23 protein-coding genes are annotated in these 23,421 nt (G+C 73.1%); 17 read left to right on the forward strand and 6 right to left on the reverse strand.

Annotated elements, in window-relative coordinates; genetic code table 11:
• Positions 1 to 59: 59 nt before the first annotated feature.
• From ACIBEJ_RS40870 to ACIBEJ_RS40890, 5 genes are read left to right on the forward strand one after another with little or no spacing between them, the layout of a single operon-like run.
• Complete coding sequence (locus ACIBEJ_RS40870) at positions 60 to 956, forward strand: GNAT family N-acetyltransferase (protein WP_397188332.1); 897 nt, start codon at positions 60 to 62, stop codon at positions 954 to 956.
• Entirely contained in the window at positions 953 to 1,942 is a 990-nt protein-coding gene (locus ACIBEJ_RS40875) for a hypothetical protein (RefSeq protein ID WP_397188333.1), read from the forward strand. The genes ACIBEJ_RS40870 and ACIBEJ_RS40875 overlap by 4 nt, the downstream gene beginning before the upstream one ends.
• Positions 1,939 to 2,655 (forward strand): hypothetical protein, encoded by a 717-nt coding sequence (locus ACIBEJ_RS40880; RefSeq protein WP_397188334.1) that lies wholly within the window; start codon positions 1,939 to 1,941, stop codon positions 2,653 to 2,655. The genes ACIBEJ_RS40875 and ACIBEJ_RS40880 overlap by 4 nt, the downstream gene beginning before the upstream one ends.
• On the forward strand, positions 2,652 to 3,830 hold the full coding sequence (locus ACIBEJ_RS40885; protein WP_397188335.1) for a hypothetical protein: 1,179 nt from the start codon (positions 2,652 to 2,654) through the stop codon (positions 3,828 to 3,830). The genes ACIBEJ_RS40880 and ACIBEJ_RS40885 overlap by 4 nt, the downstream gene beginning before the upstream one ends.
• A complete protein-coding gene (locus ACIBEJ_RS40890; RefSeq protein ID WP_397188336.1) occupies positions 3,827 to 4,765 on the forward strand; it encodes a glycosyltransferase family 2 protein in 939 nt (312 codons plus the stop codon). Before ACIBEJ_RS40885 ends, ACIBEJ_RS40890 begins: the two co-directional genes overlap by 4 nt.
• Before the next feature lie 576 nt (positions 4,766 to 5,341).
• Here ACIBEJ_RS40890 and ACIBEJ_RS40895 read toward each other — a convergent pair.
• Positions 5,342 to 6,337 carry a LacI family DNA-binding transcriptional regulator gene (locus tag ACIBEJ_RS40895; RefSeq protein ID WP_397188337.1) on the reverse strand — a complete coding sequence of 332 codons (996 nt, stop codon included), beginning with the start codon at positions 6,335 to 6,337 and terminating at the stop codon, positions 5,342 to 5,344.
• A gap of 162 nt (positions 6,338 to 6,499) precedes the next feature.
• Here ACIBEJ_RS40895 and ACIBEJ_RS40900 point away from each other — a divergent pair, with 162 nt between their 5' ends.
• Positions 6,500 to 7,360, forward strand: a complete 861-nt coding sequence (locus ACIBEJ_RS40900; protein WP_397188338.1) for an amidohydrolase family protein — start codon at positions 6,500 to 6,502, stop codon at positions 7,358 to 7,360.
• Positions 7,357 to 7,893: a cysteine dioxygenase gene (locus ACIBEJ_RS40905; protein ID WP_397188339.1), complete on the forward strand. Its 537-nt coding sequence runs from the start codon at positions 7,357 to 7,359 to the stop codon at positions 7,891 to 7,893. The genes ACIBEJ_RS40900 and ACIBEJ_RS40905 overlap by 4 nt, the downstream gene beginning before the upstream one ends.
• 7 nt (positions 7,894 to 7,900) lie before the next feature.
• Here ACIBEJ_RS40905 and ACIBEJ_RS40910 read toward each other — a convergent pair whose 3' ends face one another.
• The 3 genes from ACIBEJ_RS40910 to ACIBEJ_RS40920 are packed head-to-tail and all read right to left on the reverse strand — an operon-like array spanning position 7,901 to position 10,848.
• Positions 7,901 to 8,989, reverse strand: a complete 1,089-nt coding sequence (locus ACIBEJ_RS40910; RefSeq protein WP_397188340.1) for a glycerophosphodiester phosphodiesterase — start codon at positions 8,987 to 8,989, stop codon at positions 7,901 to 7,903.
• 20 nt (positions 8,990 to 9,009) lie between these two features.
• Positions 9,010 to 9,672 (reverse strand): hypothetical protein, encoded by a 663-nt coding sequence (locus ACIBEJ_RS40915; protein ID WP_397188341.1) that lies wholly within the window; start codon positions 9,670 to 9,672, stop codon positions 9,010 to 9,012.
• 3 nt (positions 9,673 to 9,675) lie between these two features.
• On the reverse strand, positions 9,676 to 10,848 hold the full coding sequence (locus ACIBEJ_RS40920; RefSeq protein ID WP_397188342.1) for an MFS transporter: 1,173 nt from the start codon (positions 10,846 to 10,848) through the stop codon (positions 9,676 to 9,678).
• Between the two features lie 69 nt (positions 10,849 to 10,917).
• Here ACIBEJ_RS40920 and ACIBEJ_RS40925 point away from each other — a divergent pair, with 69 nt between their 5' ends.
• A complete protein-coding gene (locus tag ACIBEJ_RS40925) occupies positions 10,918 to 11,907 on the forward strand; it encodes a LacI family DNA-binding transcriptional regulator (protein ID WP_397188343.1) in 990 nt (329 codons plus the stop codon).
• 57 nt (positions 11,908 to 11,964) lie between these two features.
• On the opposite strand, the gene ACIBEJ_RS40930 is transcribed toward ACIBEJ_RS40925, so the two are convergent.
• Positions 11,965 to 13,164: an MFS transporter gene (locus tag ACIBEJ_RS40930; protein WP_397188344.1), complete on the reverse strand. Its 1,200-nt coding sequence runs from the start codon at positions 13,162 to 13,164 to the stop codon at positions 11,965 to 11,967.
• 118 nt (positions 13,165 to 13,282) lie between these two features.
• Between ACIBEJ_RS40930 and ACIBEJ_RS40935 the strand changes: the two genes are divergently transcribed.
• The 9 genes from ACIBEJ_RS40935 to ACIBEJ_RS40975 all read left to right on the forward strand — a co-directional run bounded on the left by ACIBEJ_RS40935 (position 13,283) and on the right by ACIBEJ_RS40975 (position 22,876).
• The gene (locus tag ACIBEJ_RS40935; RefSeq protein WP_397188345.1) at positions 13,283 to 14,278 is read left to right on the forward strand and encodes an ArsR family transcriptional regulator; all 996 of its coding nucleotides are present in this window, start codon (positions 13,283 to 13,285) and stop codon (positions 14,276 to 14,278) included.
• Positions 14,279 to 14,321: 43 nt separating this feature from the next.
• A complete protein-coding gene (locus tag ACIBEJ_RS40940; RefSeq protein WP_397188346.1) occupies positions 14,322 to 15,263 on the forward strand; it encodes a sugar-binding transcriptional regulator in 942 nt (313 codons plus the stop codon).
• A 68-nt stretch (positions 15,264 to 15,331) separates the two neighbouring features.
• Positions 15,332 to 16,381, forward strand: a complete 1,050-nt coding sequence (locus tag ACIBEJ_RS40945) for a substrate-binding domain-containing protein (protein ID WP_397188347.1) — start codon at positions 15,332 to 15,334, stop codon at positions 16,379 to 16,381.
• A gap of 2 nt (positions 16,382 to 16,383) precedes the next feature.
• Positions 16,384 to 17,139 (forward strand): ATP-binding cassette domain-containing protein, encoded by a 756-nt coding sequence (locus tag ACIBEJ_RS40950; RefSeq protein ID WP_397188348.1) that lies wholly within the window; start codon positions 16,384 to 16,386, stop codon positions 17,137 to 17,139.
• Positions 17,136 to 18,329, forward strand: coding sequence for a sugar ABC transporter permease (locus tag ACIBEJ_RS40955; protein WP_397188349.1), 1,194 nt, complete (start codon positions 17,136 to 17,138; stop codon positions 18,327 to 18,329). Before ACIBEJ_RS40950 ends, ACIBEJ_RS40955 begins: the two co-directional genes overlap by 4 nt.
• The gene (locus ACIBEJ_RS40960) at positions 18,329 to 19,780 is read left to right on the forward strand and encodes an FGGY family carbohydrate kinase (RefSeq protein ID WP_397188350.1); all 1,452 of its coding nucleotides are present in this window, start codon (positions 18,329 to 18,331) and stop codon (positions 19,778 to 19,780) included. Before ACIBEJ_RS40955 ends, ACIBEJ_RS40960 begins: the two co-directional genes overlap by 1 nt.
• Positions 19,777 to 21,267, forward strand: coding sequence for an FGGY-family carbohydrate kinase (locus ACIBEJ_RS40965; protein WP_397188351.1), 1,491 nt, complete (start codon positions 19,777 to 19,779; stop codon positions 21,265 to 21,267). Before ACIBEJ_RS40960 ends, ACIBEJ_RS40965 begins: the two co-directional genes overlap by 4 nt.
• Positions 21,264 to 21,857: a histidine phosphatase family protein gene (locus ACIBEJ_RS40970; RefSeq protein ID WP_397188352.1), complete on the forward strand. Its 594-nt coding sequence runs from the start codon at positions 21,264 to 21,266 to the stop codon at positions 21,855 to 21,857. Before ACIBEJ_RS40965 ends, ACIBEJ_RS40970 begins: the two co-directional genes overlap by 4 nt.
• The gene (locus tag ACIBEJ_RS40975; RefSeq protein WP_397188353.1) at positions 21,854 to 22,876 is read left to right on the forward strand and encodes a 2-hydroxyacid dehydrogenase; all 1,023 of its coding nucleotides are present in this window, start codon (positions 21,854 to 21,856) and stop codon (positions 22,874 to 22,876) included. The genes ACIBEJ_RS40970 and ACIBEJ_RS40975 overlap by 4 nt, the downstream gene beginning before the upstream one ends.
• Here the strand turns inward: ACIBEJ_RS40975 and ACIBEJ_RS40980 are convergent.
• Positions 22,859 to 23,398, reverse strand: a complete 540-nt coding sequence (locus tag ACIBEJ_RS40980; RefSeq protein ID WP_397188354.1) for a hypothetical protein — start codon at positions 23,396 to 23,398, stop codon at positions 22,859 to 22,861. The genes ACIBEJ_RS40975 and ACIBEJ_RS40980 overlap by 18 nt on opposite strands.
• Positions 23,399 to 23,421 lie beyond the last annotated feature (23 nt).

Raw genomic sequence — 23,421 nt, forward strand, 5'->3', positions numbered from 1 at the left:
CGGACGGCTGGGAAGATTTCCGGGTTCGCGAGGGGTTGACCGCTATTTGGTCCTATGAAGTGATCCGTAATTCCTTTGCCGGTTCGTGGGCCCGGCCCCTGCTGGGCGTCTTCCGCGACGGCGATCGGGTCACCGGCGCCGTCGGCGCGGTCTGCCGCGGCCTGCGGACCACGCGTTCCCCTCGCGCGCCGCTCTTCCTCGACGTGCGATTACCGGCTCACTCCAACGCGCCGACCTGGTGCCTGCCCGAGGGCGCCGACGGGCGCGAGCTCATCAGGACTTTTGAACGCGCCGCCGTGGCCGAGCTCGGCTGGCGGCTGGCCGGCGTCGTCTACCGCATGGTCACCGAACCCGCGCTGCCGCTGGTCGCCCGGCGCGGCGCCGTCGTCAGGCAGTCCCCCGGCACCACCGAGCTGAGCCTGGCCTGGTCCACCGTGGACGGCTGGATCGGCACGCTCAGCCGTAACCGCCGCTCCACGCTGCGGCGGCAGATCAAGCGCATCGCCCAGGACGGCGAGCTGAACGTGCGCGAGGGCAGCGCCCGCCGGGACCTCGACCCGGCCGAACTGGCCGCGCTCGACGAACGCCACGCCGCCCGCCTGTCCTCCTCCTTCGACCCGCGCCTGCCGCTGTCGCCCGCGTACTTCGCCGCGCTGCTCGGCCGCGAGGACGTGTGGACGCTCAGCTACCACCACGACGGGAGACTGCTGGCCTTCGCCATGGTCTACGACCACCCCGTCGCCCCCGCGTACGGCCCCTGGGCCGCGCTGCCACCCGAGCAGGGCGGCAGGAAAGACCTCTACTTCGACAGCTACGCCCGGATCGTCGCCCACGCGTCGGCCGCGGGCGCCAAGAGCCTGTTCGCGGGCCGGGGCTTCCTCGACGTGAAACGCTCGCTGGGCTTCGCCCACCTGCCCATGAAGGTCGTGGCCGTACCCAGGTGGGCGGTCGGATGAGCCTGGAGTTCCTGGATCCCCGTCACGATCCCGAACCCGCCGACTGGGAGGAGTTGCGCCTGGCCGCGGGCCAGTGGGTGACCTGGCGCTACGACCTGCTGCGCGCCTACGCCTGGGGCGCCCAGGCGCCGGTGGTGCTGGCCGTCCTGCGCCGGGACGGCAAGGCGGTCGGCGCCGCCTCGGCCTCGTTGCGCACCCCCAGGCTGCGGCGCGGCGTCTACGCCGGAGAACGCGGACCGGCGGGCGTCCTCGACGTCCACGCGCCCGGCAACCGCTCCCAGAAGGGCTGGTGGTTCCGCGACGAGCCGGACCGCGACCTGCTGCGCGCCTACGCCCGCGGGCTGCGCCGGGAACTGGGCCCCGGCTGGCGCGGCATGGTCTGGCGCGAGGTCTCGGCCGACGAGGGCAGCCTGCTGCCCGGCCCGATCAGGGTGAACCTGCCGACCGCTCCCCTGGCCAAGCTCGCCCTCCCCTGGTCCGGCCTGGACGAGTGGTATTCCCAGCTCGACCCCCGCCGCCGCGACTCCCTGCGCAGGCGGGCCAGGACGTTCTCCGCCGAGCTGTCGGTCCGCATCGGCCCCGCCGCCGAACTGGTCGGCGCCGAGGAGGCGGCCAGACTGCGCGCCGAGAACGACCTCAAGCACCGCAGCAAGATCCTGCCCGCCGCGCCGCTGCCGCTGCCCTACCTGGAGGCGCTCATCGGCGGCGGCGAGAGCGTCGCCCTGACCTACCGCCACCGGCGGCGGCTGCTCGGGCTCTCCCTCATCCTCGACCACCCGGCCTGGCCCATCTGCCTGAGCTGGGGCGCGCTCCCGCCCGAGAACGGCGGGCGCAAGCACCTGTACTTCGACGGCTACGTCCGCATGGTCGAGTGGGCGATCGGCGCCGGCAAGCGCGGCCTGGTGCTAGGCAAGGGACAGGCCGAGGTGAAGAGCGGGCTGGGCGCGGAACTGGTGCCCTCCTCCGCGGTGGCGGTGCCGCTGTGAGATGCCTGCAGTGCGGTGATCCGCACCCCGTCCCGCTCGGCCGCCGCCGGTACTCGTGCCGGGCCTGCGGCGCCGTCTACCGGGCGGTGCCCTCGGCGCCCCGGCCGGTGGAGGGCGATCCGCTCGTGCCGTACCTGCCCGCGCGCATGATCCGCTGGGTCCGCGACAACGACGACCGCTCGCCCCTCGACCGGGAGACGCTGGCGCGCTGGTACAAGGAGTTCGACGCGCTGGTGGCCAAGGCCAGGACCGACGAGGCGGTCCGCGCCCACGTCGAGGAGATCAGCGAGATCCCCCTGGACCTGCTGCCCGCCAAGCCGCCGCCCTTTCCCAAGGTCTGCGCGGCCCTGCACGCCACCTGCTACGACCTCGCCCTCGCCGGGAAACGCCTCGACCCCTCCGCCGCCGAGCGCCTGTCGCACGTCCGCGCCTGGCTGGCGGGCCCCGGCCGCCCGTCCACCTGGACGGCCGCGCCACCGTCCGATCCTGACGCCGAACACGTGCGCGCCCTCATCCCCCTGCCGGACACCTTCGACGCCGCCCAGGTCAGGACCTTCTTCTGCGCCCTGTTCGGCGTCGAGAAGGGCCCCTCGCTGCCCGGCGTGCTCGACCGCTTCGGCCCCGAACAGGTCGACGCGGCCCTGCGCGCCTACCTGCGCGACGGCAGCCGCCCCCTGCTCGACCGGGTGCTCGCCGACCTGGACGCCGGATGACCGCGACCGCAACCCACCGCATCGGGCTGACGCGGCTGACGACGCTGATCGCCGGCCGCGCCACCTTCCGCCTCATGCTGTACGGCTCCGCCGCCCTGCTGGCCCTGGCCTGGAGCCGCGCCGACTTCGCCGCGTACGCCGCGGTCATGGGGGCCGTCGGCTGGCTGTGCATGGTCGTCCAGTCGGGTACCGAGAAGGCCGCGCTCAAGCTGATCCCGCGGGCCCGCCGTACCCGGGACCAGCTCGCCGGCATGCTCCGCGCCCTCGTCGCCTACGTACCGCTCCCGGCCACGGCCGCCGCCGTCGTGGCCCTGGCCGTCGCGCCAGGACACCTGGTCACGCTCTACCTGCTGGGCATCGCCTACTACGTGGCGCTCGGCTGCGGCATGCTCGGCGTCGCCCTGCACCGCGCGCTCGGCCGCTACGCCCGCGACACCGCCCACTTCGCCGTGCTCGGCCTCGGCATGGGCGCGATGGCGGCGCTGGCCTTCTTCGCCGGCGTCGGCCCGACCGGCTACCTGGCCGGGCTGCTGGCACTGGTCACCGCGCTCAACCTGTCGCTGCTGCCCGGCCTGCCGCGCGCGAGACGCCCGCGTCCGGGGCTGCGCCGCGTGCTGGCCGGGACGATCGTGCTCATGGGCGCGGCCGACGTCATGAACAACGCCATGATCGGCACGCTCTTCGTCGAGCTCGCGCTCAGCCCCCACGCCGGCCAGAGCGGCGACCTCTACTTCGTCACCCTCGCCTGGGGCTTCGCCCTGTCCGTGCTCTACACGCTGCAGCGCATCTACCAGCCGCAACTGTCGCTCAGGGTGGCGGGCGGCGGCGCGGCCGGAGCCCGGGTGCTGGGGCGGCGCATGGCCGGGCTGGCCGCCCTGACCGGGGCGCTCTGGCTGGCCGTCGCCGGAGTCGCCCTGCTCCAGCACATCCACGGCCCGCTCGCGCTCGGCGTGCTCGCGCTCACCCTGCTCCCCGTGCAGGCGCTGGCCAGCGGGGCCACGTTCGTCGTCGAGCACACCGACCCGAGGGCCAACGCCAAGGCCGTGGTCGCCGCGCTGGCCGCCGTCGCCGTGCTCGGCGCGGTGACCATCCCCCTGGCCGGGGCGGCCGGGGCCGTGTACGCGCTGGGGGCGAACCCGCTCGTCCTCGGCCTGGTCCTGAGGAGATCGCAGTGACGACCGGCCTGACCGTGCTGGTGCCGTGCTTCAACGAGGGCGCCCAGGTGGAGGTGGCCTACCGGGAGCTGGCCGCGGAACTGTCCGCGATCGAGGACCTGGAGATCCTCTTCGTGGACGACGGCAGCTCCGACGACTCGCTCGCCCGGATGCGCGCCCTGGCCGAGGCCGACCCCCGGGTGCGCTACCTGTCCTTCACCCGCAACTTCGGCATCGACGCGGTCATGGCCGCCGGGTTCTCCTACGCCGCCCAGCCGTGGACCGTGCAGTGCGACGCCGACCTGCAGGTGCCGCCGTCCCAGATCTGGCCGCTGCTCGCCAAGGCCGCCGAGGGGTACGACGTGGTCTTCGGGCACCGGGTCGACCGGCACGACCCGCTCGTGCGCAAGATCGGCTCGCTCGGGCTGCACTGGGCGGCCAGGGCGGTGTTCAGGATCGGCATGCCTCGGGGGGCCTCCACGTTCCGGCTGGTCCGGACGCCGGTGGCCAGGACGATCAGTGATCTGCGCCTGCCGTGGTTCATGCCTGCCGTACCTCTGGTGGGGGCGCGGCACGCGGCGGTGAGCGTCACGCACCGCGAGCGTGGCGCGGGACGGTCCAAGCTGCGGCTGGGGCGGTTGGCGGGGCATGCGTTCGAGCTGTTCTTCGGGTTCTCGTGGCGGCCGCTCAACCTGCTGTACCTGCTGGCGGCGGTCGGGCTCGTGGTGGCGGCGCTGGGGCTGACCGGGGCGCACCTCGCGTTGTCGGCGGTGACGCTGGCGGGGCTGGCGGTGGTCGGCCGCTACGTGCACCGGATCGCGCCCCAGCGCCCCCTCTATTACGTACGCGAGGCCAACGTGCCCCTACGCGACGCCGACACCCTCACCCAAGGCGCCCCCTGCCCACCGCCACCCAAGCCCACCCCCCACACCCCCGGCCTAACCACCCCCACCTGACCGCCCCTCCAGAACCCCTCCGCGTAACCGCCTCCGCCTAACCAACCCCTCCGGCACCGCTCCGCGTAACCGCCTCCGCCTAACCAACCCCTCCAGCACCGCTCCGCGTAACCGCCTCCGCCTGACCAACCCCTCCAGCACCCCTCCGCCTGACCGCCCCTTCGGAGCGCCTGGTCAGAACGCCCCGCGTGAACGCCCTCTGGCAGCGCGCCTTCGGGCCTCGCCAGGCAACTGGGACACGGAGACGCGCCGAGGAGGCGGCGGGAGGAGAGGTGCGGCGCCATAGGCGGGATGTCGCGGCGGCACGCGCGGAGTGGCGCGAAACAAGCGTCCGGCGCACAAGCCAGGCGGGGCGAGGCGGCCCGTGCGGGCTGTGGCAGCGGGCGGACACCCGGTGCGGTCGGTGGTAGCCCCGGGATGGCGGGCCAAAAAGTGGCAGGCCAAAAGGTGGCGGGCCAGAAGGTGGCGGGCGGCCAAAAGGTGGCGGGTTAAGGGGGTGGTGACCCTGGGAGGGCGGGATAAGGGGGTGGTGATCCTGGGGGGCGGGTTGGGGGGTGGTGATCCTGGGGTGGTGGGTTAGGGGGTGGGGAGGTCTCGGGTGGAGCCGCGTTCGCGGAGCGTGGGCTGCTGGACGACGCGGCGGCGCTTGGGACCCCCGTCCACCGCGGCCACCGACAGCCGGACCGCCGCCCTGACGATGCCCGCGATGTTCCAGTCCACCGTGGTCAGCCCCGGCGTGAGCAGGCCGGACATCGGGTGGTCGTCGTAACCCATGACGGAGACGTCGCCCGGGATGGACAGCCCCAGCTCGGCCGCGGCCGCGTAGACCCCGTAGGCGATGGAGTCGGAGAAGCAGAAGACGGCGCTCGGCCGGTCCGACTCCAGGATGCGGCGGGCCACGTCGGTGGCCCCCGCCAGCTCGTGGGACGCGGTGGTGACCTCCAGGTCGAGCCCCAGCCGCTCGGCCTCGGCGGTGACGTGGACGTCGGCGGGCCGGTCGGGGGTGCTGGTGCGGGTCGGCGTGAGGACGGCCACGCGGCGGTGGCCGAGCCCCTTGAGGTGCTCCAGGGCCAGCGTCATGCCGCGCCGGTTGTCGAAGACGACCTCGCCCGCGGTGCCCTCCAGCGAGTCGCCGATCGAGACCACCGGCAGCGACTCGCACAGCTCGGGCCAGAAGGCCGCGGCGGGGTCGACCGGCTGCACGATGAGCCCGTCGACGCGCTGGTCGCGTAGTTGCTGGGCGAGGGCGCGCTCGCGGGCCGGGTCGCCGACCGCGTCGAGGATCAGCGCGTAGCGGTCCTTCTCCCGCAGCCCCCTGCTGACGCCGACGGCCAGCGACTGCTGCCACAGGTCTTCGAGTGACCCGCAGAGCACGCCGATCATCCCGGTGCGTCCGCTGGCCAGGGCGCGGGCGATGGGGTCGGCCTCGTAGCCCAGCTCCGCGGCGGCCGCCCGCACCCGCTCCATCGTCTCCTCGGAGACCTGCATGCCGCGCAGCGCATAGGAGACGGCGGCCGGTGACAGGCCTGTGGCCTGGGCCACTTCCTTGATGGTCGCTCTCTTGCGGGGCACCAAGCCAGCCTATTGCGTACGGCCGACAGAAAGACGCACCGTTGACAGGACCATAGGTGAAGCGGTTCACTGAACCGTATCAGTGAATCGCTTCACAACTCCGGCTTCCGAGGCGGGAGCGTTTACCTATATTATCAGTAGGAAATAGAGGGAGGTGTGGCCGTGAGCATCGATGTGCATCAGCACCTGTGGACGCGTTCGTTCGTGGAGGCGCTGCGTGCGCGTACGGCCGCGCCGTACCTGGACGGCTGGACGCTCGTCCTGGACGGCGAGCCCCCCTACGAGGTGAACCCCGCCGACCACGACCCCGCCACCCGCGAGACCGGCGAGCTGGCGCTGGTGTCGCTGTCCAGCCCGCTCGGCATCGAGTCGCTGCCGCCCGAGGAGTCCTGGCCGCTGCTCGACGCCTACCACGAGGGCGCGCTGGAGCTGCCGGAGCGCTTCGGCGCCTGGGCCGCGACCTGTCACAGCGAGCCCGACCCGGACCGCCTGGCCAAGGATCTCGACCGCGGGTTCGCCGGGCTGCAGATCCCGGCCACCGAGGAGCCCCTGGACGAGTTGCTCGACGTCCTGGTGGAGCGTGACCTGCCCCTGCTGGTCCATCCCGGACCCGCCGCGGGCAGCCCGGGACGCCCGTCGTGGTGGCCGGCCGTCGTGCCGTACGTGCAGCAGATGCACGCGGCCTGGTACCACTTCCACGCCGTGGTGCGTCCGCGCCACCCGAGCCTGCGCGTCTGCTTCACCCTGCTCGCCGGCCTGGCCCCGCTGCACTCCGAACGCCTCATCGCCAGGGGCGGCCAGAACCGCGGCCTGGTCGACCCCGGCTTCTTCGTGGAGACCTCCAGCTACGGCCCGCGCGCGATCGACGCGATCGTCAGGGAACTCGGCATCGACGTCGTCGTCAACGGCTCCGACGCCCCCTACGCCACGGCCCCCGACCCCGGCCTCGGCAGCGCCGCGGCCCACGCCATCCGCGTGACCAACCCCCGTCGTCTACTCGGCAGAAAGGAGAACCGCACATGAGCGAGTCCCAGATCAAGGACGGGGGAACCTGCACCCGGCTTCCCGAGCGCGCCCTCGACCGGCGCGAGCTGCGGGAGCTGGTCGACGACCTGGCCGCCAACCCCGCCGGATGGCAGGAGCTCGTCGACTTCCCGCAGGACGGCGGCCGCCACTACGCCTCGCTCTACCGCGACGCCTACGTGGACGTGTGGCTTCTGTGCTGGCGGCCGGAGGACGACACCGGCTGGCACGACCACGACATCAGCTCCGGCGCCGTGCACGTGGTGCAGGGCGCGCTGCTGGAGTGCAACCCGCGCATCGGCGGCGAGCACCTGGAGACGGTGGTGGGCGAGGGCCAGTCGTTCTCGTTCGGCCCCGACCACATCCACCGTCTCAACGGCGCCACCTCGCACAGCGTCTCGATCCACGCCTACTCGCCGCCGCTGTGGCGCCTCGGCCAGTACTCGATCGACGACGGCGGCGTGATGCGCCGCACGTCGGTCAGCTACGCCGACGAACTGCGGCCGCTCGACACCGCGGCCGAGGTGGCCTGACCCGCGCTCAGCGGCGCCCGCTGACGACGGCCCTGCCCATGGCGGGGTCGTCGCAGAACGCGCCGTCGATGCCCAGTGCCAGCAGCTTGGCCAGGAAGCCCATCACGTCGCCGGTCGCCCGCGCGTAGACGGGGCTGGCCGGGTTGCCGAGGCGGTGGTCCAGGGGGAGCTGGGAGTTCTCGTTGCGGATCGTCCAGATGTGCACGTCCAGGCGGGCCCGGTGCGCGTCCTTCACCAGCGTGGTGGGCGGCTGCAGGCGGCCGTCGGGACCCACCGGGAGGATGCGGCGCGTGTCCACGCCGATGCCGTCGGCGTAGGAGGCCACCTCGCGCAGGCCCTGCGGCTTCACCATGTCGTCGTAGGTGCGCGGGTCGCCCGAGGCCGTCCAGTCGTACGGCTTGCCGCCGAAGGTGATGAGCTGGATCAGCGGCAGCCGGGTCTTGGAGCGCATCTCGCGCAGGTTGGCGGTCTCGAACGACTGGATGTACGCCTTGCGCACCCGGTACCGGCCGAGGATCTCCAGGAGAGGTTCCTCCAGGGACAGGCCGATGGAGTCGAAGTAGGTCGGGTGCTTGGTCTCGGGATAGACGCCCACGCGGTGCCGCTGGGCGAGCTGGACGACCTCTTCGAACGTGGGGATCTCGGCCAGACCGTCGAAGGCGGCGTTGTCGGGCCGCAGGTCGGGGATGCGTTCCTTGGCGCGCAGGGTCTTGAGCTCGGCCAGCGTGAAGTCCTCGGTGAACCACCCGGTCACCGCGCGGCCGTCGATCGTCTTGGTGGTGCGGCGGCCGGCGAACTCGGTGTGGGCGGCGACGTCGGTGGTGCCGCCGATCTCGTTCTCGTGCCGGGCCACGAGCACGCCGTCCTTGGTGGACACGAGGTCGGGCTCGATGTAGTCGGCGCCCATCGCGATCGCGGCCTCGTAGGACAGGAGGGTGTGCTCGGGGCGGTGGGCGCTGGCGCCCCGGTGCCCGATGACGACCGGCTCCTTCGGCGAGTGAGCCGCCACGGGCTCCGATGAGATCAGCACGACGGCGACCGTAACACCGGCCAGCACCTTGCCCAATAATCTGCCCAATACTCTGCGCTCCATCATGCCGCGCAGAGTAAACCTGCTTAGTTACGCGCGAGAACACAACAGGTGGAACACGGATCAACATCCGGCAGCGTGATCCACAGGCAGCAGGTCTTGCGGAAGTACCCGTCGCCGGAGGGCGTGAGCAGCCCGTCCACCGGCTTGCCGATCTCGCGCAGCAGCGTCATGTAGTCGCCCTTGACGACCTGGGTGAGCGGGTGCGCGACGGCCTCGGCGGTGGAGCCCCACAGCGTGCGCTCGCCGACCCTGGCCATCCGGCTGAGCACCTTGACCAGCGGCGCCTGCGACTCGGCCACCGCGCCGGCGATGGCCGCCGCGCCGCTCTCCCACGTCACCCGCGAGGCCCCGATGGTGACCCCGGCGTCGGAGACCTTGAAGTACGTGTCCCGAAATCTCATGACCGGGATGCGCCCGTCCAGCGCCCACCCCAGCGCCATCGGGAACATGTGCCAGTACCCGTAGGTCTTCCACAGCAGCGCCGCGCCGACGTGGCGCGGCGCGTTCCAGCGCCCCGCCGTCCGCTCGACCAGCTCCCCCATCAGCGTGTACGGCTCCCGCACCAGCTCCGAGACCGCGGTCCAGCTCTCGTCGGGTTCGATCTCCAGCCCGGGATCCACCCCGAGGACCCCGCCCCGGTCCGCCGCGACGCGCTGAAGCACCTCCGTCAGCACCGAACCCCCCAAGCCCTATAGGTTAGCCTTACCTAAAGTAGCAGGCCGACCGGCGAGCCACCCCACCACGAGCTGAACCATCAGGATCGCCATACCCACACCCAGCGGAACAGTCCATCCGCCCGAGACCTGCCGCAGCGCCCCGAACAGCACCGGCCCGACCGCGGCCAGCACGTACCCGGCCGACTGGGCCACCGCCGACAGCGCCGTCACGGCCTCGGGGTCGGGCGCCCGCACCGTGATCAGCAGCAGCGCCAGCCCGAACGCCGCCCCCTGGCCCACGCCCAGCACGATCATCCACAGCCAGGGCAGGGTGACCGGGGCCAGCAGCAGCCCGAGGTATCCGGCCATGGTGAGCAGCACGGCGGCGGCCACGTACCCCGCCTGCGAGCGCCGCCGGCCCGCCAGCACGGGCACCGCGAACGTCGCGCCCACCTGCACGAGCGTCGTCATGCTCAGCAGGTATCCGGCCTGGTCGGCGGGGAGCCCGGCCTCCAGGAAGATGGTCGGCAGCCAGGCCAGGACCACGTAGAAGGTGAGCGACTGCAGGCCCATGAGGCCGGTCACGTACCAGGTGATCGGGCTGCGGAGGACGGCGCGGAAGGGGCGGGGGCCGTTGCCCGCGGGGGCCTGCCTGCCCAGCGCCTGCGGCAGCCACAGCAGTGCTCCGGCCAGCGCGGGCAGCGCGATCATGGCGGAGACGCCGCGCCAGCCGTACCCCGTCGCCCTTTCCAGGGGGATCATGAGCGCGGAGGCCGCCGCCGCGCCCGCGCTCGCGCAGGCGCTGTAGAGGCCGGTGAAGAGGTTGACGCGGCCGGGGAAGTGCTGCTTGACGAGGCCGGGCATGACGACGTTCATGACCGCGATGGCGGTGGCGGCGATCGCGGCGCCGGCGTAGAGGGCGGGGGCGCCGTCGAGCGTGCGCAGGACCACGCCGAGCGCGAGCACGAGCAGCCCGGCCAGCAGCGTGCGGTCGAGGCCGATCCGGCGCGACAGGAGGGGCGCGAGCGGGCCGAAGACGCCCAGGCAGACGATCATGACGGTGGTGATCGCGCCGCCGCCCGCCGGGGTGAGGCCGACGTCGGTCATGATCTCGTCCAGCAGCGGGGAGACGCCCGCGATGGCCGGCCGCAGGTTCAGCGCGGCGAGCACGAATCCGGCGACGAGCAGTGCAGACCTGAACGACATAGGGGATCTACTCTCGCATAACCTCCTGACAACGTTGTCTAGGGGTGCCGCTTGAGAAATGATCGCATCGTGAGACCGACGATGAAGGACGTCGCCTCGGCCGCCGGTGTCGCGTTGAAGACCGTATCGCGGGTGGTCAACGGCGAGCCAGGCGTGAACCCGGCCACCGCCGAGCGGGTGCGGGCGGCCATCGACGCGCTCGGCTACAGCCGCAACGAGAGCGCCAGAGTCCTGCGCCAGGGCCGCACCTCCACGGTCGGCCTGGTCATCGAGGACATCTCCGACCCCTTCTATTCGGGACTCGGCCGCGCCGTCGAGCAGGTCGCCATCGCCCACGGCTGCCTGCTGCTCAGCGGCTCCTCGGGGGAGAACCCGGAGCGCGAGCGGGAGCTGGTCCGCACGTTCTGCGCGCGCCGCGTGGACGGGCTGATCGTGGTGCCTGCCGGCGACGACCACTCCTACCTGCGGCCCGAACTCGACGCCGGCACGCCCGCGGTCTTCGTCGACCGGCCGCCCGGACCCGGGATCGACGTGGACACCGTGCTCTGCGACAACGCGGGCGGCGCCCGGCTGGCCGTCGCGCACCTGCGGCGGTCCGGGCACCGCCGCATCGCCTTCCTGGGCGACAGCCCGTCCATCTTCACCGCGGCGGAACGCCTGAAGGGCTACCACGAGGCGCTCGGCGAGCTGTCCGACCCCGCGCTGGTCTCCATGCGCGCCCCCGACCTGGCCGGCACCGGCGCCGACCTGGAGCGCATGCTCGGGCTGCCCGACCCGCCGACCGCGGTGTTCACCGGCAACGGCCGGCTGACCGTCACCGCGCTGCGGGCGCTGCGCGGGCGGCCGCTCGCGCTGGTCGGCTTCGACGACTTCGAGCTGGCCGACCTCCTGTCGCCCGGCGTCACCGTGGTCGCCCAGGATCCGGCGGGGCTCGGCCGGGTCGCCTCCGAGCTGCTGTTCCGCCGCCTGGCCGGCGACCGCGGCCCGGCGCAGCACCGCCAGCTCCCGGTGCGGCTCATCGCCCGCGGATCGGGCGAACTGTCCCCCTCAACCGCCTGAGCCCTCCCGTCAACCGCCCGAAGCCGTCCCCGGTCAACCGCCCGAAGCCGTCCCCGGTCAACCGCCCGAAGCCGTCCCCCTGAGCTGCCTGAACAGGGCCAGCGCCACCACGACCCCGGCCGCGCCGCCGATCACCATGGCCGTGGACGGGCCGGTCACCTCGCCCACGCCGCCCACGATCGCCGCCCCCGCCGCCTGCCCGGTCATCAGGCCCGCCGATTGCAGCCCGAACGCCTGCCCGCGCACGTGCTCGGGCACCGCCTCCAGGAAGCGCCGCTGGAGGCCGAGCTGGTAGGCCAGCCCGGCCGCCGCGCACGCCGACAGCACCGCCGCCCACACCGTCCCCGGCTCCAGGGCGAAGAACAACCAGGGCACCCCGAGCAGCACCGCGAGCGGCAGCGACAGCCGTTCCCTGGTGGCGGGCGCGGCGAAGCGCCCCACGGTGAACTCCCCCACCGCCATGCCGAGCGCCGCCGCGGCCAGCACCACGCCCGCCTCCCCCTGCCCGCCCATGTACGGCACGACCATCGCCTCCGGCCCCGCCAGGCACAGAACCGGCAGCCATCCGGCCAGCAGCAGCCCGCGTACCCGACGGTCGGCGAGCAGTTGCCTGTTCACCCGCAGCGTGGCGCGCACCGCGCCGCGCTGCCCGTCCTGCCGAGCCCTCGTGTACGGCAGGCCCGCCCGCAACACCACCGCCGCCACCAGCGACAGCCCCGCGGTCACCGCCAGCGCCCCGCGCGGCCCGGTCACCGCCAGGAAGGCCCCGCCCAGCGCCAGCCCGCCGATCTGGGCCCCGGCCGAGGTCACCCCCATCAGCGACCTGGCCAGCACGAAGGCGTCACCCGGCAGCACGTCCGGCAGCATCGCGTTGCGCGCCGCCCCGAACACCGGCGAGAACAGCCCGGTCACCAGCACCAGGGCGAGCATCGCCCAAACGGGCAGCCCGGCGAAGGCCAGCAGCAGGCAGACCACGACCCTGACCAGCTCCCCGGCGATCATCAGCGCCCGCGGCGGCAGCCGGTCGGCCAGCGACAGCAGGAACATGCCGCCGAAGATGTAGGGCAGCCAGCCCGCCATGTACGCCGCCGCCGACAGCCCCGGCGACCCGCTCTCGGCGTAGACCAGCACCGACAGCGCCAGCATCTTGATCGAGTCGCCGCTGATCAGGAGCGCGAAGCTGCCGAACAGCACACGGAACTCCTTCACGGCGAAGACCTCGCCGAAGGTGGCGCCCCGCTCGCTCGTCTGGGACAACTCGGACTCCTTTGGACAAGAAGAAGGGCGGCTCCGGAGGGAGGGTCGGAGCCGCCGGTCTCCACGATGCTGCGCCGCGTGCCCCCGGACGGGCCAAACTTTCGGATATAACCGAAAGGTGTACAGGGTGGAGGTCACCCCGCAGGACGTGGTGGCCAGCAGGTTCGCGATCTCGCCGCTGGTCGAGACGATGCACGCGCAGTGGGTCCTGGACGGCCGCAGCCCGGCCGGCGCCCACGTCAACTGGACGGGACGCTGGCGCGAGCACTACCGGGAGCTGGAGCGGCGGCACCCGGCGCTGCGCGCGGCGGCGGTGATCTCCGGCAACAAGGGCTCGGACAACGTGGACTTCCTGGCCCCGCCGCCGACCGGCGTGAACGTGCCGTTCGAGCGGGAGCTGGCGGCCATGCGGGCGACCCCGGTGGCCCAGGCGCACGCGGAGATCGAACGGGCGCTGGCCCAGCGGCGCTCGGCGGGCCGGGCCGCCGTTTCTCCGGCGATCCGCGACCTGCTGTCCGGCCCCGACGTGGTCGGGCTGCTGGCCGACGCCTACGAGGCGCTGTGGGCGGAGATCGTCTCCAGGAGCTGGCCGTTCTTCCACGCGGTGCTGGAGCGCGACGTCGTGCAGCGGGCCGGGCGCCTGGCCACCTACGGCTGGGCGGCGGCGCTGGACGACCTCAGCTCCCAGGTGCGCTGGGACCCGTCCGGGCACATCGAGGTACGGCTGAGCGGCGACGGCGGGCAGCACCGGCTGGGCGGCAAGGGGCTGCTCTTCCTGCCGTCGGTGTTCACCAGGGGGCTGGGGCTCTATCTGGACGAGGCGTGGCCGTACGCGCTGACCTATCCCGCGCGGGGGATCATGGCGGGCAGGGCCGTCTCGCCGGGCGGGCTGGCCGGGCTCGTCGGGCGCACCCGCGCCCGCATCCTGGCCGAACTGGCCACTCCGGCGACGACCACGCACCTGGCGGCGCTGTTCGGGCACAGCGCGGGGACGACCGGCGGGCACCTCGCGGCGCTGCGCCGGGCGGGACTGGTGTCGGGTACACGGACCGGACGTAAGGTCTTTTACACTCGCACCGCGCTCGGCGACGCCCTGGTGCAGGGACAGGTATAGTCGAGATCAACCGTTCAGCACAAGTGTTCAGGGGAGCACGCGCATGAATGCTGAGACCGAAGCGCGTTTCCCGCACCAGCTGATGTACGCCGCCGCGAAGCAGTACTACCTGGAGGACGCCACCCAGGCCGAGATCGCCGCCAGCCTGGGCGTGAGCAGGGCCACCGTCAGCCGTTTACTGACCGAGGCCCGCAAGCAGGGCATCGTCGAGATCCGGGTGCACCGCCCCGAGACGCTGGAGGACGGGCACCTGGCCGCCGAGCTGGCCGCGTTCCTGGGCATCCAGCGTGTCTACCTGGTGCCCAAGGTGAGCGGGCCGAAGCTCGGGCCGTGGCTGGCGCCCGGCCTCTCCCGCGCGCTGGCCGACACCGGGCTGGAGCCGGGCGACGTGGTGCTGGTCTCCTCGGGCAGCACCGTCTACGAGTGCGCCCGCGAGGGGCTGGGCAGGTACCCGGGCGTCACGGTCGCGCCCGCCGTCGGCGGGCAGGAGGAGCCGCAGCCCTGGTTCCAGACCAACGAGACCACGCGCATCCTGGCCGAGGGGCTCGGCGGCGTGCCCAGCTACCTGTACGCGCCGGCGCTGCCGGGACCCGAGCTGTTCTACTCGCTGCAGCACGAGCCGTCCGTGCGCCGGGTCATGGACCTGTGGGCGCGGGCCAGGTGCGTCATCATGGGCGTCGGCTCGGCGCCGCTGATGCGCCAGGTCGTGCCCGCCTTCGTGCCGCGCGAGGCGCCCAGCCTGCACCAGGCCGTCGGCGACGTGTGCTCGCGCTTCTACGACCGCGACGGCGAGCCCGTGGCCTACGCCGGCAGCGAGCGGCTGGTGGCCACGAGCGCCGAGGAGTTGCGGCGCATCCCCCACGCGATCGCGGTGGCGGTGGGCGCGGAGAAGGCGGCCTCGATCGCGGCCGGAGCCAAGGGCGGCTACTTCAACCGGCTGGTCACCGACGCGGCCACCGCACAGAGCATCCTTACCATCTCGTAGAAATTCTGCTCTGGACATCTGTTCTGTGGTCGCGTTAGCGTGAGGCGCACCACAGGACGGAGGTCGCCGTGAAGACAACCCTGACGGCCGTATTGGCGGTGGCGCTGCTCGCCGGGTGCGGCAATGCCGCAACCACCGGGGACACGGGCGCCGCCGAAGGCGCTAAGGTCGCCTTCCTCATGCCCGACCTGGCCTCGACCAGGTACGAGCTGGCCGACGCCCCGATGTTCAAGGCCAAGATGAAGCAGCTCTGCCCGAGCTGCGAGGTGATCTACCAGAACGCCGACTCCGACGCCTCCAAGCAGCAGCAACAGGCCAACTCGGCCATGGCCCAAGGGGTCAAGGCCATCGTGCTGGACCCGGTCGACTCGGCCGCCGCGGCCTCCATCGTGAAGTCCGCGCAGTCGCAGCAGATCGCGGTCATCGCCTACGACCGGCCCATCCCCGCCACGCCCGCCGACTACTACATCTCCTTCGACAACGAGAAGATCGGCTCGATGATCGCGCAGTCGCTCGTCGACCACCTCAAGAAGGAGAACGCGAAGGGCGGCCTGCTCCAGGTCAACGGCTCCCCCACGGACGCCGCGGCCGGCCTGATCAAGAAGGGCATCCACAGCGCGGTCGACCCGAGCGGCTTCAAGCTGCTGGCCGAGTACGACACCCCCGACTGGCAGCCGGAGAAGGCCCAGCAGTGGGTGGCCGGCCAGATCAGCCAGTTCCGCGACGAGATCGCCGGCGTGGTGGCCGCCAACGACGGCACCGGCGGCGGCGCGATCGCCGCGTTCAAGGCCGCGGGCGCGAAGGTGCCGCCGATCACCGGCAACGACGCCGAGCTCGCCGCCGCCCAGCGCATCATCGCCGGCGACCAGTACAACACGATCTCCAAGCCCATCAAGATCGTGGCGGAGGCGTCCGCGGTGGTGGCGTGGGAGTTCATGCAGGGCAAGAAGCCCGCGGGCAAGGCCACGCTCTACAACACGCCCTCCGAGCTGTTCGTGCCGACCGTGGTCACCAAGGAGAACATCAAGGAGGTTCTCTTCGACAGCGGGCTGATGAAGGCGGCCGACGCCTGCAAGGGCGAGTACGCGGCCGGCTGCGCCGAACTGGGCATCAAGTGACCGTGCCCCCGATCCTCTCCCTGCGCGGGATCACCAAGACCTTCGGCGCGGTCGCCGCGCTCACCGACGTCGACCTGGACGTGCGCGCCGGCCAGGTCGTCGCGGTGGTCGGCGACAACGGAGCGGGAAAGTCCACGCTGGTGAAGGTCCTGTCGGGCGTCCATCCGCAGGACGGCGGGACGATCACCTTCGACGGCCGGCAGACCACGATCCCCACCCCCGCGGCGGCCCAGCGGCTCGGCATCGCCACCGTCTTCCAGGACCTGGCGCTCTGCGAGAACCTCAACGTGATCGAGAACCTCTTCCTCGGCCAGGAGATCCGCCCGCTCCGGCTGGACGACGTGGCCATGGAGACCCGCTCGCACGAGTTGCTCAAGCAGTTGTCGGCGAAGATCCCCAACCTGCGCGCCCCGGTCGCCGGGCTCTCCGGCGGCCAGCGCCAGACCGTGGCCATCGCCCGCTCGCTGCTCGGCGAGCCGAAGGTGATCATCCTGGACGAGCCGACCGCCGCGCTGGGCGTCGCCCAGACCGCCGAGGTGCTCAACCTCGTCGAGCGGCTCAGGGAGAACGACCTGGGCGTCATCATGATCAGCCACAACATGGCCGACGTGAAGGCGGTGGCCGACACCGTCGCGGTGCTGCGGCTCGGGCGCAACAACGGCGTGTTCGACGCCGCCCAGGTCTCGGCCGAGGAGATCGTCGCCGCCATCACCGGCGCGAGCGACAACGTGGTGAGCAGAAGGGCGGCCCGCTCATGACCACAACCCTGCAGAGGGACCGGCTCAAGGGCACCGTGGAGAGCGTGCGCGGCGGCGACCTGGGCGTGATCCCGGTCGTCGTGGGACTGATCGTCATCTGGACGGTCTTCCAGTTGCTCAACCCGGTCTTCCTGTCCAGCCGCAACCTGGTCGACCTCACCATGGACTCGGCGCCGGTCGGGATCATGGCGCTGGGCATCGTGTGCGTACTGCTGGTCGGGCAGATCGACCTGTCGGTCGGCTCGGTCAGCGGCCTGTCCGGCGCGGTGCTGGCGGTGCTCTTCGTCAACCAGGGCCTGCCGGTCGTGGTCGCGATCCTGGCCGCGATGGCGCTGGGCGCGCTCATCGGCTACCTGTACGCGCAGTTGTTCAACCGCTTCGGCGTCCCCAGCTTCGTCATCACGCTCGCCGGGCTGCTGGCCTTCCTCGGGCTGCAACTGTGGGTGCTGCGCGGCAAGGGCGCCATCAACCTGCCCTTCGAGTCGGGCCTGGTGAACTTCGCCCAGCTCAGCTTCGTGCCGCCGTGGCTGTCCTACGTGTTCGTGGCGGTGGCCGCGGGCTGGCTGTTCGTCTCCGGGTTCCTGCACGCCCGCGCCAGGCGCGACGCCGGACTGCCAGCGCGCGGCCTGACCGGGCTGCTCCTGCGCAGCGGGGCGCTGCTGGCCGGCCTCGGCGCCGTCGTCTGGTACCTCAACCAGGCCCGCGGCGTGGGCTGGATGTTCGTGCTGTTCGTGGCGATGGTGCTGGTCATGCACTACCTGCTCGCCCGGACGAAGTGGGGCAAGTCCGTCTACGCCGTGGGCGGCAACGTCGAGGCCGCCCGGCGCGCCGCCATCAACGTGAAGGCCACCTACACCTCGGTGTTCGTGCTGTGCAGCACGTTCGCCGCGATCGGCGGCATCCTCATGGCCGCCAGGCTCGCCGCCGCCAACCAGAGCAGCGGCACCGGCGACGTCAACCTCAACGCGATCGCCGCCGCGGTGATCGGCGGCACCAGCCTGTTCGGCGGGCGCGGCACCGCCTTCGGCGCGCTGCTCGGCATCGTCGTCATCCAGTCGATCTCCAGCGGGCTGACGCTGCTCAACCTGGACTCCTCGATCCGCTTCATGGTCACCGGGGCCGTCCTGCTGCTCGCCGTGATCGTGGACTCGGTCGCGCGCAAGTCGCGCACCTCCCACGGCAGGGCGTGATGGCCGCCATCTGCGTCGACGCCGGGACCACGGTGATCAAGGCGGTCGGCTACTCCGCCGACGGCGCCGAGGTCGCCGTGGCCCGCCGTACCGTGGCCGTCTCCCGGCCCGCGCCCGGCCACGCCGAGCAGGACATGAACGCGGTCTGGACGGCGGTCGCCGCCGCGGTCGCCGAGGTGGCGGCCGAGGTCGGCACGGTTGACTTCCTGGCGCTCACCGCCCAGGGCGACGGCTGCTGGCTGGTCGGCCCGGCCGGCGAGCCCACCGGCCCCGCCATCCTCTGGAACGACGCCAGGGCGGCCGGGATCGTCTCCGAATGGAACCGCACCGGCGTCGCCGAGCGGGCCTTCCGCGTCAACGGCTCCGCCCCCGCCTCCGGACTGCCGAGCGCGATCCTCGCCTGGCTGGCCGCGCACGACCAGGACCGCCTGGCCCGCTCCGCGTCCGCGCTCAACTGCGGCGGCTGGCTGTTCGCCAAGCTCACCGGCCACCTGGCCACCGACTACTCCGCCTTCACCGACCTGCTCGCCGGCCGCTACTCCGCCGAGCTCCTCACCCTCTACGGCGTCGGCCACGCCGAACGGCTGCTGCCCGAGCTGCGCCTGACCGACCGGGCAGAGCCGCTCACCCGCGCCGCCGCCGCGCTGACCGGCCTGCCCGAGGGCACCCCGGTCGTGCTGGCGCCCTACGACATCGCCGCCACCGCGCTCGGCGCGGGCGCGGTGGCCGACGGGCAGGCCTGCGCGATCCTGGGCACCACCCTGTGCACCGAGCTCGTCGTCGACCGCCCGTCGCTGGACGGCGAGCCGGCCGGCATCACCGTCGCGCTCGGCTCCTCCTACCTGCGGGCGATGCCCACGTTCGCGGGCACCGAGGTCATCCACTGGGCCTGCCGCCTGCTGGGACTCAGCGGTCCCGCGGAACTGGCCGACCTCGCCGCCCGCGGCGGCTCCGGCGCCGGCGGACTGGCCTTCCTGCCCTACCTCTCGCCCGCCGGGGAACGCTCGCCGTTCGTCGACCCGCGGGCCAGAGGCTCCTTCCTCGGGCTGTCGCTGGAGCACGGGCGCGAACACCTCGCCAGAGCCGTCCTCGAAGGGCTGGCCCTGGCGATCGCGGACTGCCTGGCCGCCGCGGGCGGCGCACCGCACGAGCTGCGCGTCTGCGGGGGCGGCGCGGCGAGCACGCTGTGGGTGCGGCTGATCGCGGACGTGACCGGGCTGCCCGTGCTCCGCTCCGCCGACGCGGAGGCGGGCGCGCGGGGCGCGTTCCTGGTGGGGCTGGTCGCCACCGGTGCCGCGCCGACGACCGCCGAGGCCGCCGCCCAGCACGTACGGCCCGGCCGCCCCGTCCGCCCGTCCGGGTCAATCATGAAATTCCAGGACTTCGTGGCTTTGCGGGAGGCCACCTCGGGCACCTGGCCACTGCTGGCGGAGCTGCGGGGGCGTACATGAGCGTGTGGGTCGGGATCGATCTCGGGACGCAGAGCGTCCGCGCGATGGCCGTCACCGGGGACGGCGAGGTGCTCGGCACGGCCGCGCGCCCGCTGACCAGCCACCGCGACGGCGACCGGCACGAGCAGGACCCGCGCCAGTGGTGGGACCAGCTCGCCGCCGCCTGCGCGGAGGCGCTCGACGGGGTGGACCCGGGCCGGATCGCCGGCGTGGCCGTGGACGCCACCTCTGGAACGATCCTCCTCACCGCCCCCGGCGGCGAGCCGCTGACCCCGGCGCTCATGTACGACGACCGCCGGGCGGCCGGAGAGCTCGACCGGGTCAACGACGTGGGCGCGCAGGTGTGGGCGCGGCTGGGGTACCAGCGGATGCAGGCCAACTGGGCCCTGCCCAAGCTGCTGTGGCTCCTGCGCTCGGCATCTTCCGGCCTCGCGCCCGTGCGAGGCGACGTCCGGCCCGCGAGCCGGAGCGGCGGCCGGGCGGCGCGGCCGACCGGCGTCCGGCTGGCGCACCAGAGTGACTACGTGAACCGCCGGCTGGCGGGTGAGCCGGTCGCGACCGACCTGAGCAACGCCCTGAAGACCGGCGTGGACCTCATCGCCGAGGAGTGGCCCGGGGCGGTCATGGACGCGCTCGGGGTGCCGGGCGAGGTGCTGCCCCCGGTGGTGCGGCCGGGGGCGCGGCTCGGGAGCGTGTGCGCGCGGGCCGCCGCGGAGACCGGGCTGCCCGAGGGCACGCCGATCCTGGCGGGCACCACCGACGGCTGCGCGGCCCAGCTCGGCGCCGGCGCGACCCGGGTCGGCTCGTGGAACTCGGTGCTCGGCACCACGCTCGTGCTCAAGGGCGTCACCCGCGACCTGATCCACGACCCGCTCGGCGTCGTCTACTCCCACCGCGCCCCCGACGGCTCCTGGCTGCCAGGAGGCGCCTCCAGCACCGGCACCGGCGTCCTGTCCACGGCACTGCCCGGCCGCGACCTGACCGCACTGAGCCACCAGGCCACCGCCCGCGAGACGATCGGCCAGGCGGTGATCTATCCGCTGGTCTCGCCCGGTGAGCGGTTCCCCTTCGCCGCCCCCGGCGCCCGGTCCTTCACGCTCGGCGAGCCCGCCGACGACGTCGAGACCTACATGGCGATCCTGCGCGGCGCGGCCTACGTGGAACGGCTCTGCTTCGACTACCTCGACCTGCTCGGCGCCCCCGTGGACGGCGAGATCATCCTGACCGGCGGCGCCACCAGGAGCGCCTACGGCAACCAGCTCCGCGCCGACGTGCTCGGCCGGCCGGTGACGTTGCGCGAGAACGCCGAGCCCGCCCTCGGCATGGCCGCCCTGGCCGCCTCCGCCGATCTGGCCAGGACCAAGGAGGTCGTCGATCCGCGGCCGCGCGACGCGGAGCCGTATCTGCGCTTCGTGGCGGAGCTGCGCGCCCGGGGCTGGCTCGACGAGCGGGTGGCCCGCCACGCGACGGAGAGGACACGAGCATGACCCTGCTGCTGGCCAGGCACGGCGAGACCATCTGGCACGACGGCAACCGCTACGCGGGACTCAGCGACGTCGCGCTGACCCCGCGCGGCGAGGAGCAGGCGGGCGAGCTGGCCGCGTGGGCGGCCAAAGCGGAGCTCAGCGCCGTGTGGGCCTCCACGCTCAGCCGGTCGAAGATCACCGCGGCGGCCAGCGCGACGGCCGCGGGGGTGCCGCTGCACGTGGACGAACGGCTGCGCGAGCTCGACTTCGGCCAGGGCGACGGCCTGACCGCGGCCGAGATGCGCGAACGCTTCCCCGAGGCCCGCGCGGCCTTCGAGGCCGACCCCGCCGCCAACCCCCTGCCCGGCGGGGAGGACCCGGCCGCGGCGGCGGAGCGTTTCCTGGCCTGCCTGCGCGAGATCCCGGCCGGCCGGGTGCTGGTCGTCGCCCATACGACCGCGATCAGGCTGGCGCTGTGCGCGCTGGTCGGGCTGCCGCTGGGCGCGTACAGAAGGGCCTTCCCCCGGCTGGACAACTGCGCGATCACGGAGATCGACCTCAAGGGCGCGATCCTCCGCTACAACGCCCCTACTTCCTGGAGCCGCACGTGACTGTCCGTGTGCTCGCCGCCGGCGATCACTTCGTCCTGAACCGTCTGCTCGTGACGGCCCTGCACCACGAGGTGCCCACGGGGCTCTCGGTCGGGGAGCTGACGCTGCCCTGGCCGGTGGTGCCGTTCGGCCCCGTGGGCGAGGTGCGGGAGGCCTCCGACGTGGAGGACTCGCTGATCGAGGCGCTGCGCGGGGTGGAGGTCTGCGTCACCCAGATGGCGCCGCTGACCGAGCGGGTGCTGGCCGAGGCGAAGGATCTCAAGCTGTTCTGCGTGACCCGCGGCGGGCCGGTCAACGCCAACCTGAGCGCGGCCACGAAGGCGGGGGTCGCGGTGACGTTCGCGCCGGGGCGCAACGCGGTGGCCACCGCGGAGCACACGGTCGCGCTGCTGCTCGCGGCCACCCGCCGCATCCCGCAGACGCACGCCGACCTGGCCTCGGGCGTCTGGCGCGGCGACTACTACCTGTACGACCACGTCGGGCCGGAGCTGGAGGGCAGCACGGTCGGCCTGGTCGGCTACGGGGCGATCGGCAGCCGGGTGGCCCGCATCCTGCGCGGGTTCGGGGCCGAGGTGCTGGTGCACGACCCGTACGTGGAGCTGGAGGAGTCGGTGGAGCTGCCCGAGCTGCTGGCCCGCTCGCGGTTCCTGTCGCTGCACGCCCGCGCCACCCCGGAGACCGACGGGATGATCGGCGCCGCCGAGCTGGCCGCGCTGCCGCGCGGCTCGGTCGTGGTCAACTCGGCCCGCGGCTCCCTGCTGGACTACGGCGCGCTGTGCGACGCGCTGGAGTCCGGCCACCTGTTCGGCGCGGCGCTGGACGTCTTCCCCGAGGAGCCCATCCCGGCCGGTTCGCGCCTGCTGACCACGCCGAACCTGGTGATGACCCCGCACCTGGCCGGCGGCAGCAAGGAGACCGCCGCCAACGCCGCGCGCATCGCCGCCGAGGAGGTCGGCCGCTACACCCGCGGCGAGCCGCTGGCCCACCTGGCCAACCCCGAGCTACGTCAGCCTGGCTGAGCGCAGCCGGGCGGCCAGCCCGGCGATCCCGCACGGGAACTGCCAGGCGGGCACGGTGTCGAGGGCGTAGACCAGTTCGCGCCTCCTCGTGGTCACCTGCTGCAGGATGAGTCCCTGCGGCGGGACGCCGTAGACGCCCGGCTGGTCGGTCTTCTCCCGGCCGACGAGCACCAGCCGCACGCCCCTCGGCACCGCCCGCCGGAAGTCGCTCAGCGAGTGGACGTAGGCGCCCTTCGCGTCGCGGGAGCCGCGGTAGGTCTCGAAGTAGACGTGCGGGCGCGTCGTGCCGCGGAACCGCTCGGTCACCTGGATCCGCAGCAGGACCTGGTCCTTCTTCGGCCCGGCCACCCAGCCGGCGGCGGTGCCCGCCACCGCGACCCGGCCGTGGCCGCGGGCCATGGCCTCCGGCGTCCTGTACGGCTGGTAGTCGTAGGCGACCTGGCGCAGCGGCCGCAGGTCGAGCACGCCGGTCACCGGCGCGGGGCACGACAGCGCCAGCACTCCGGCCATGAGCAGTCTCATGCCCACCATGACGGCGCCGCCGT

The organism is Nonomuraea sp. NPDC050790 (genome assembly GCF_044456745.1).
GTDB lineage: Bacteria > Actinomycetota > Actinomycetes > Streptosporangiales > Streptosporangiaceae > Nonomuraea.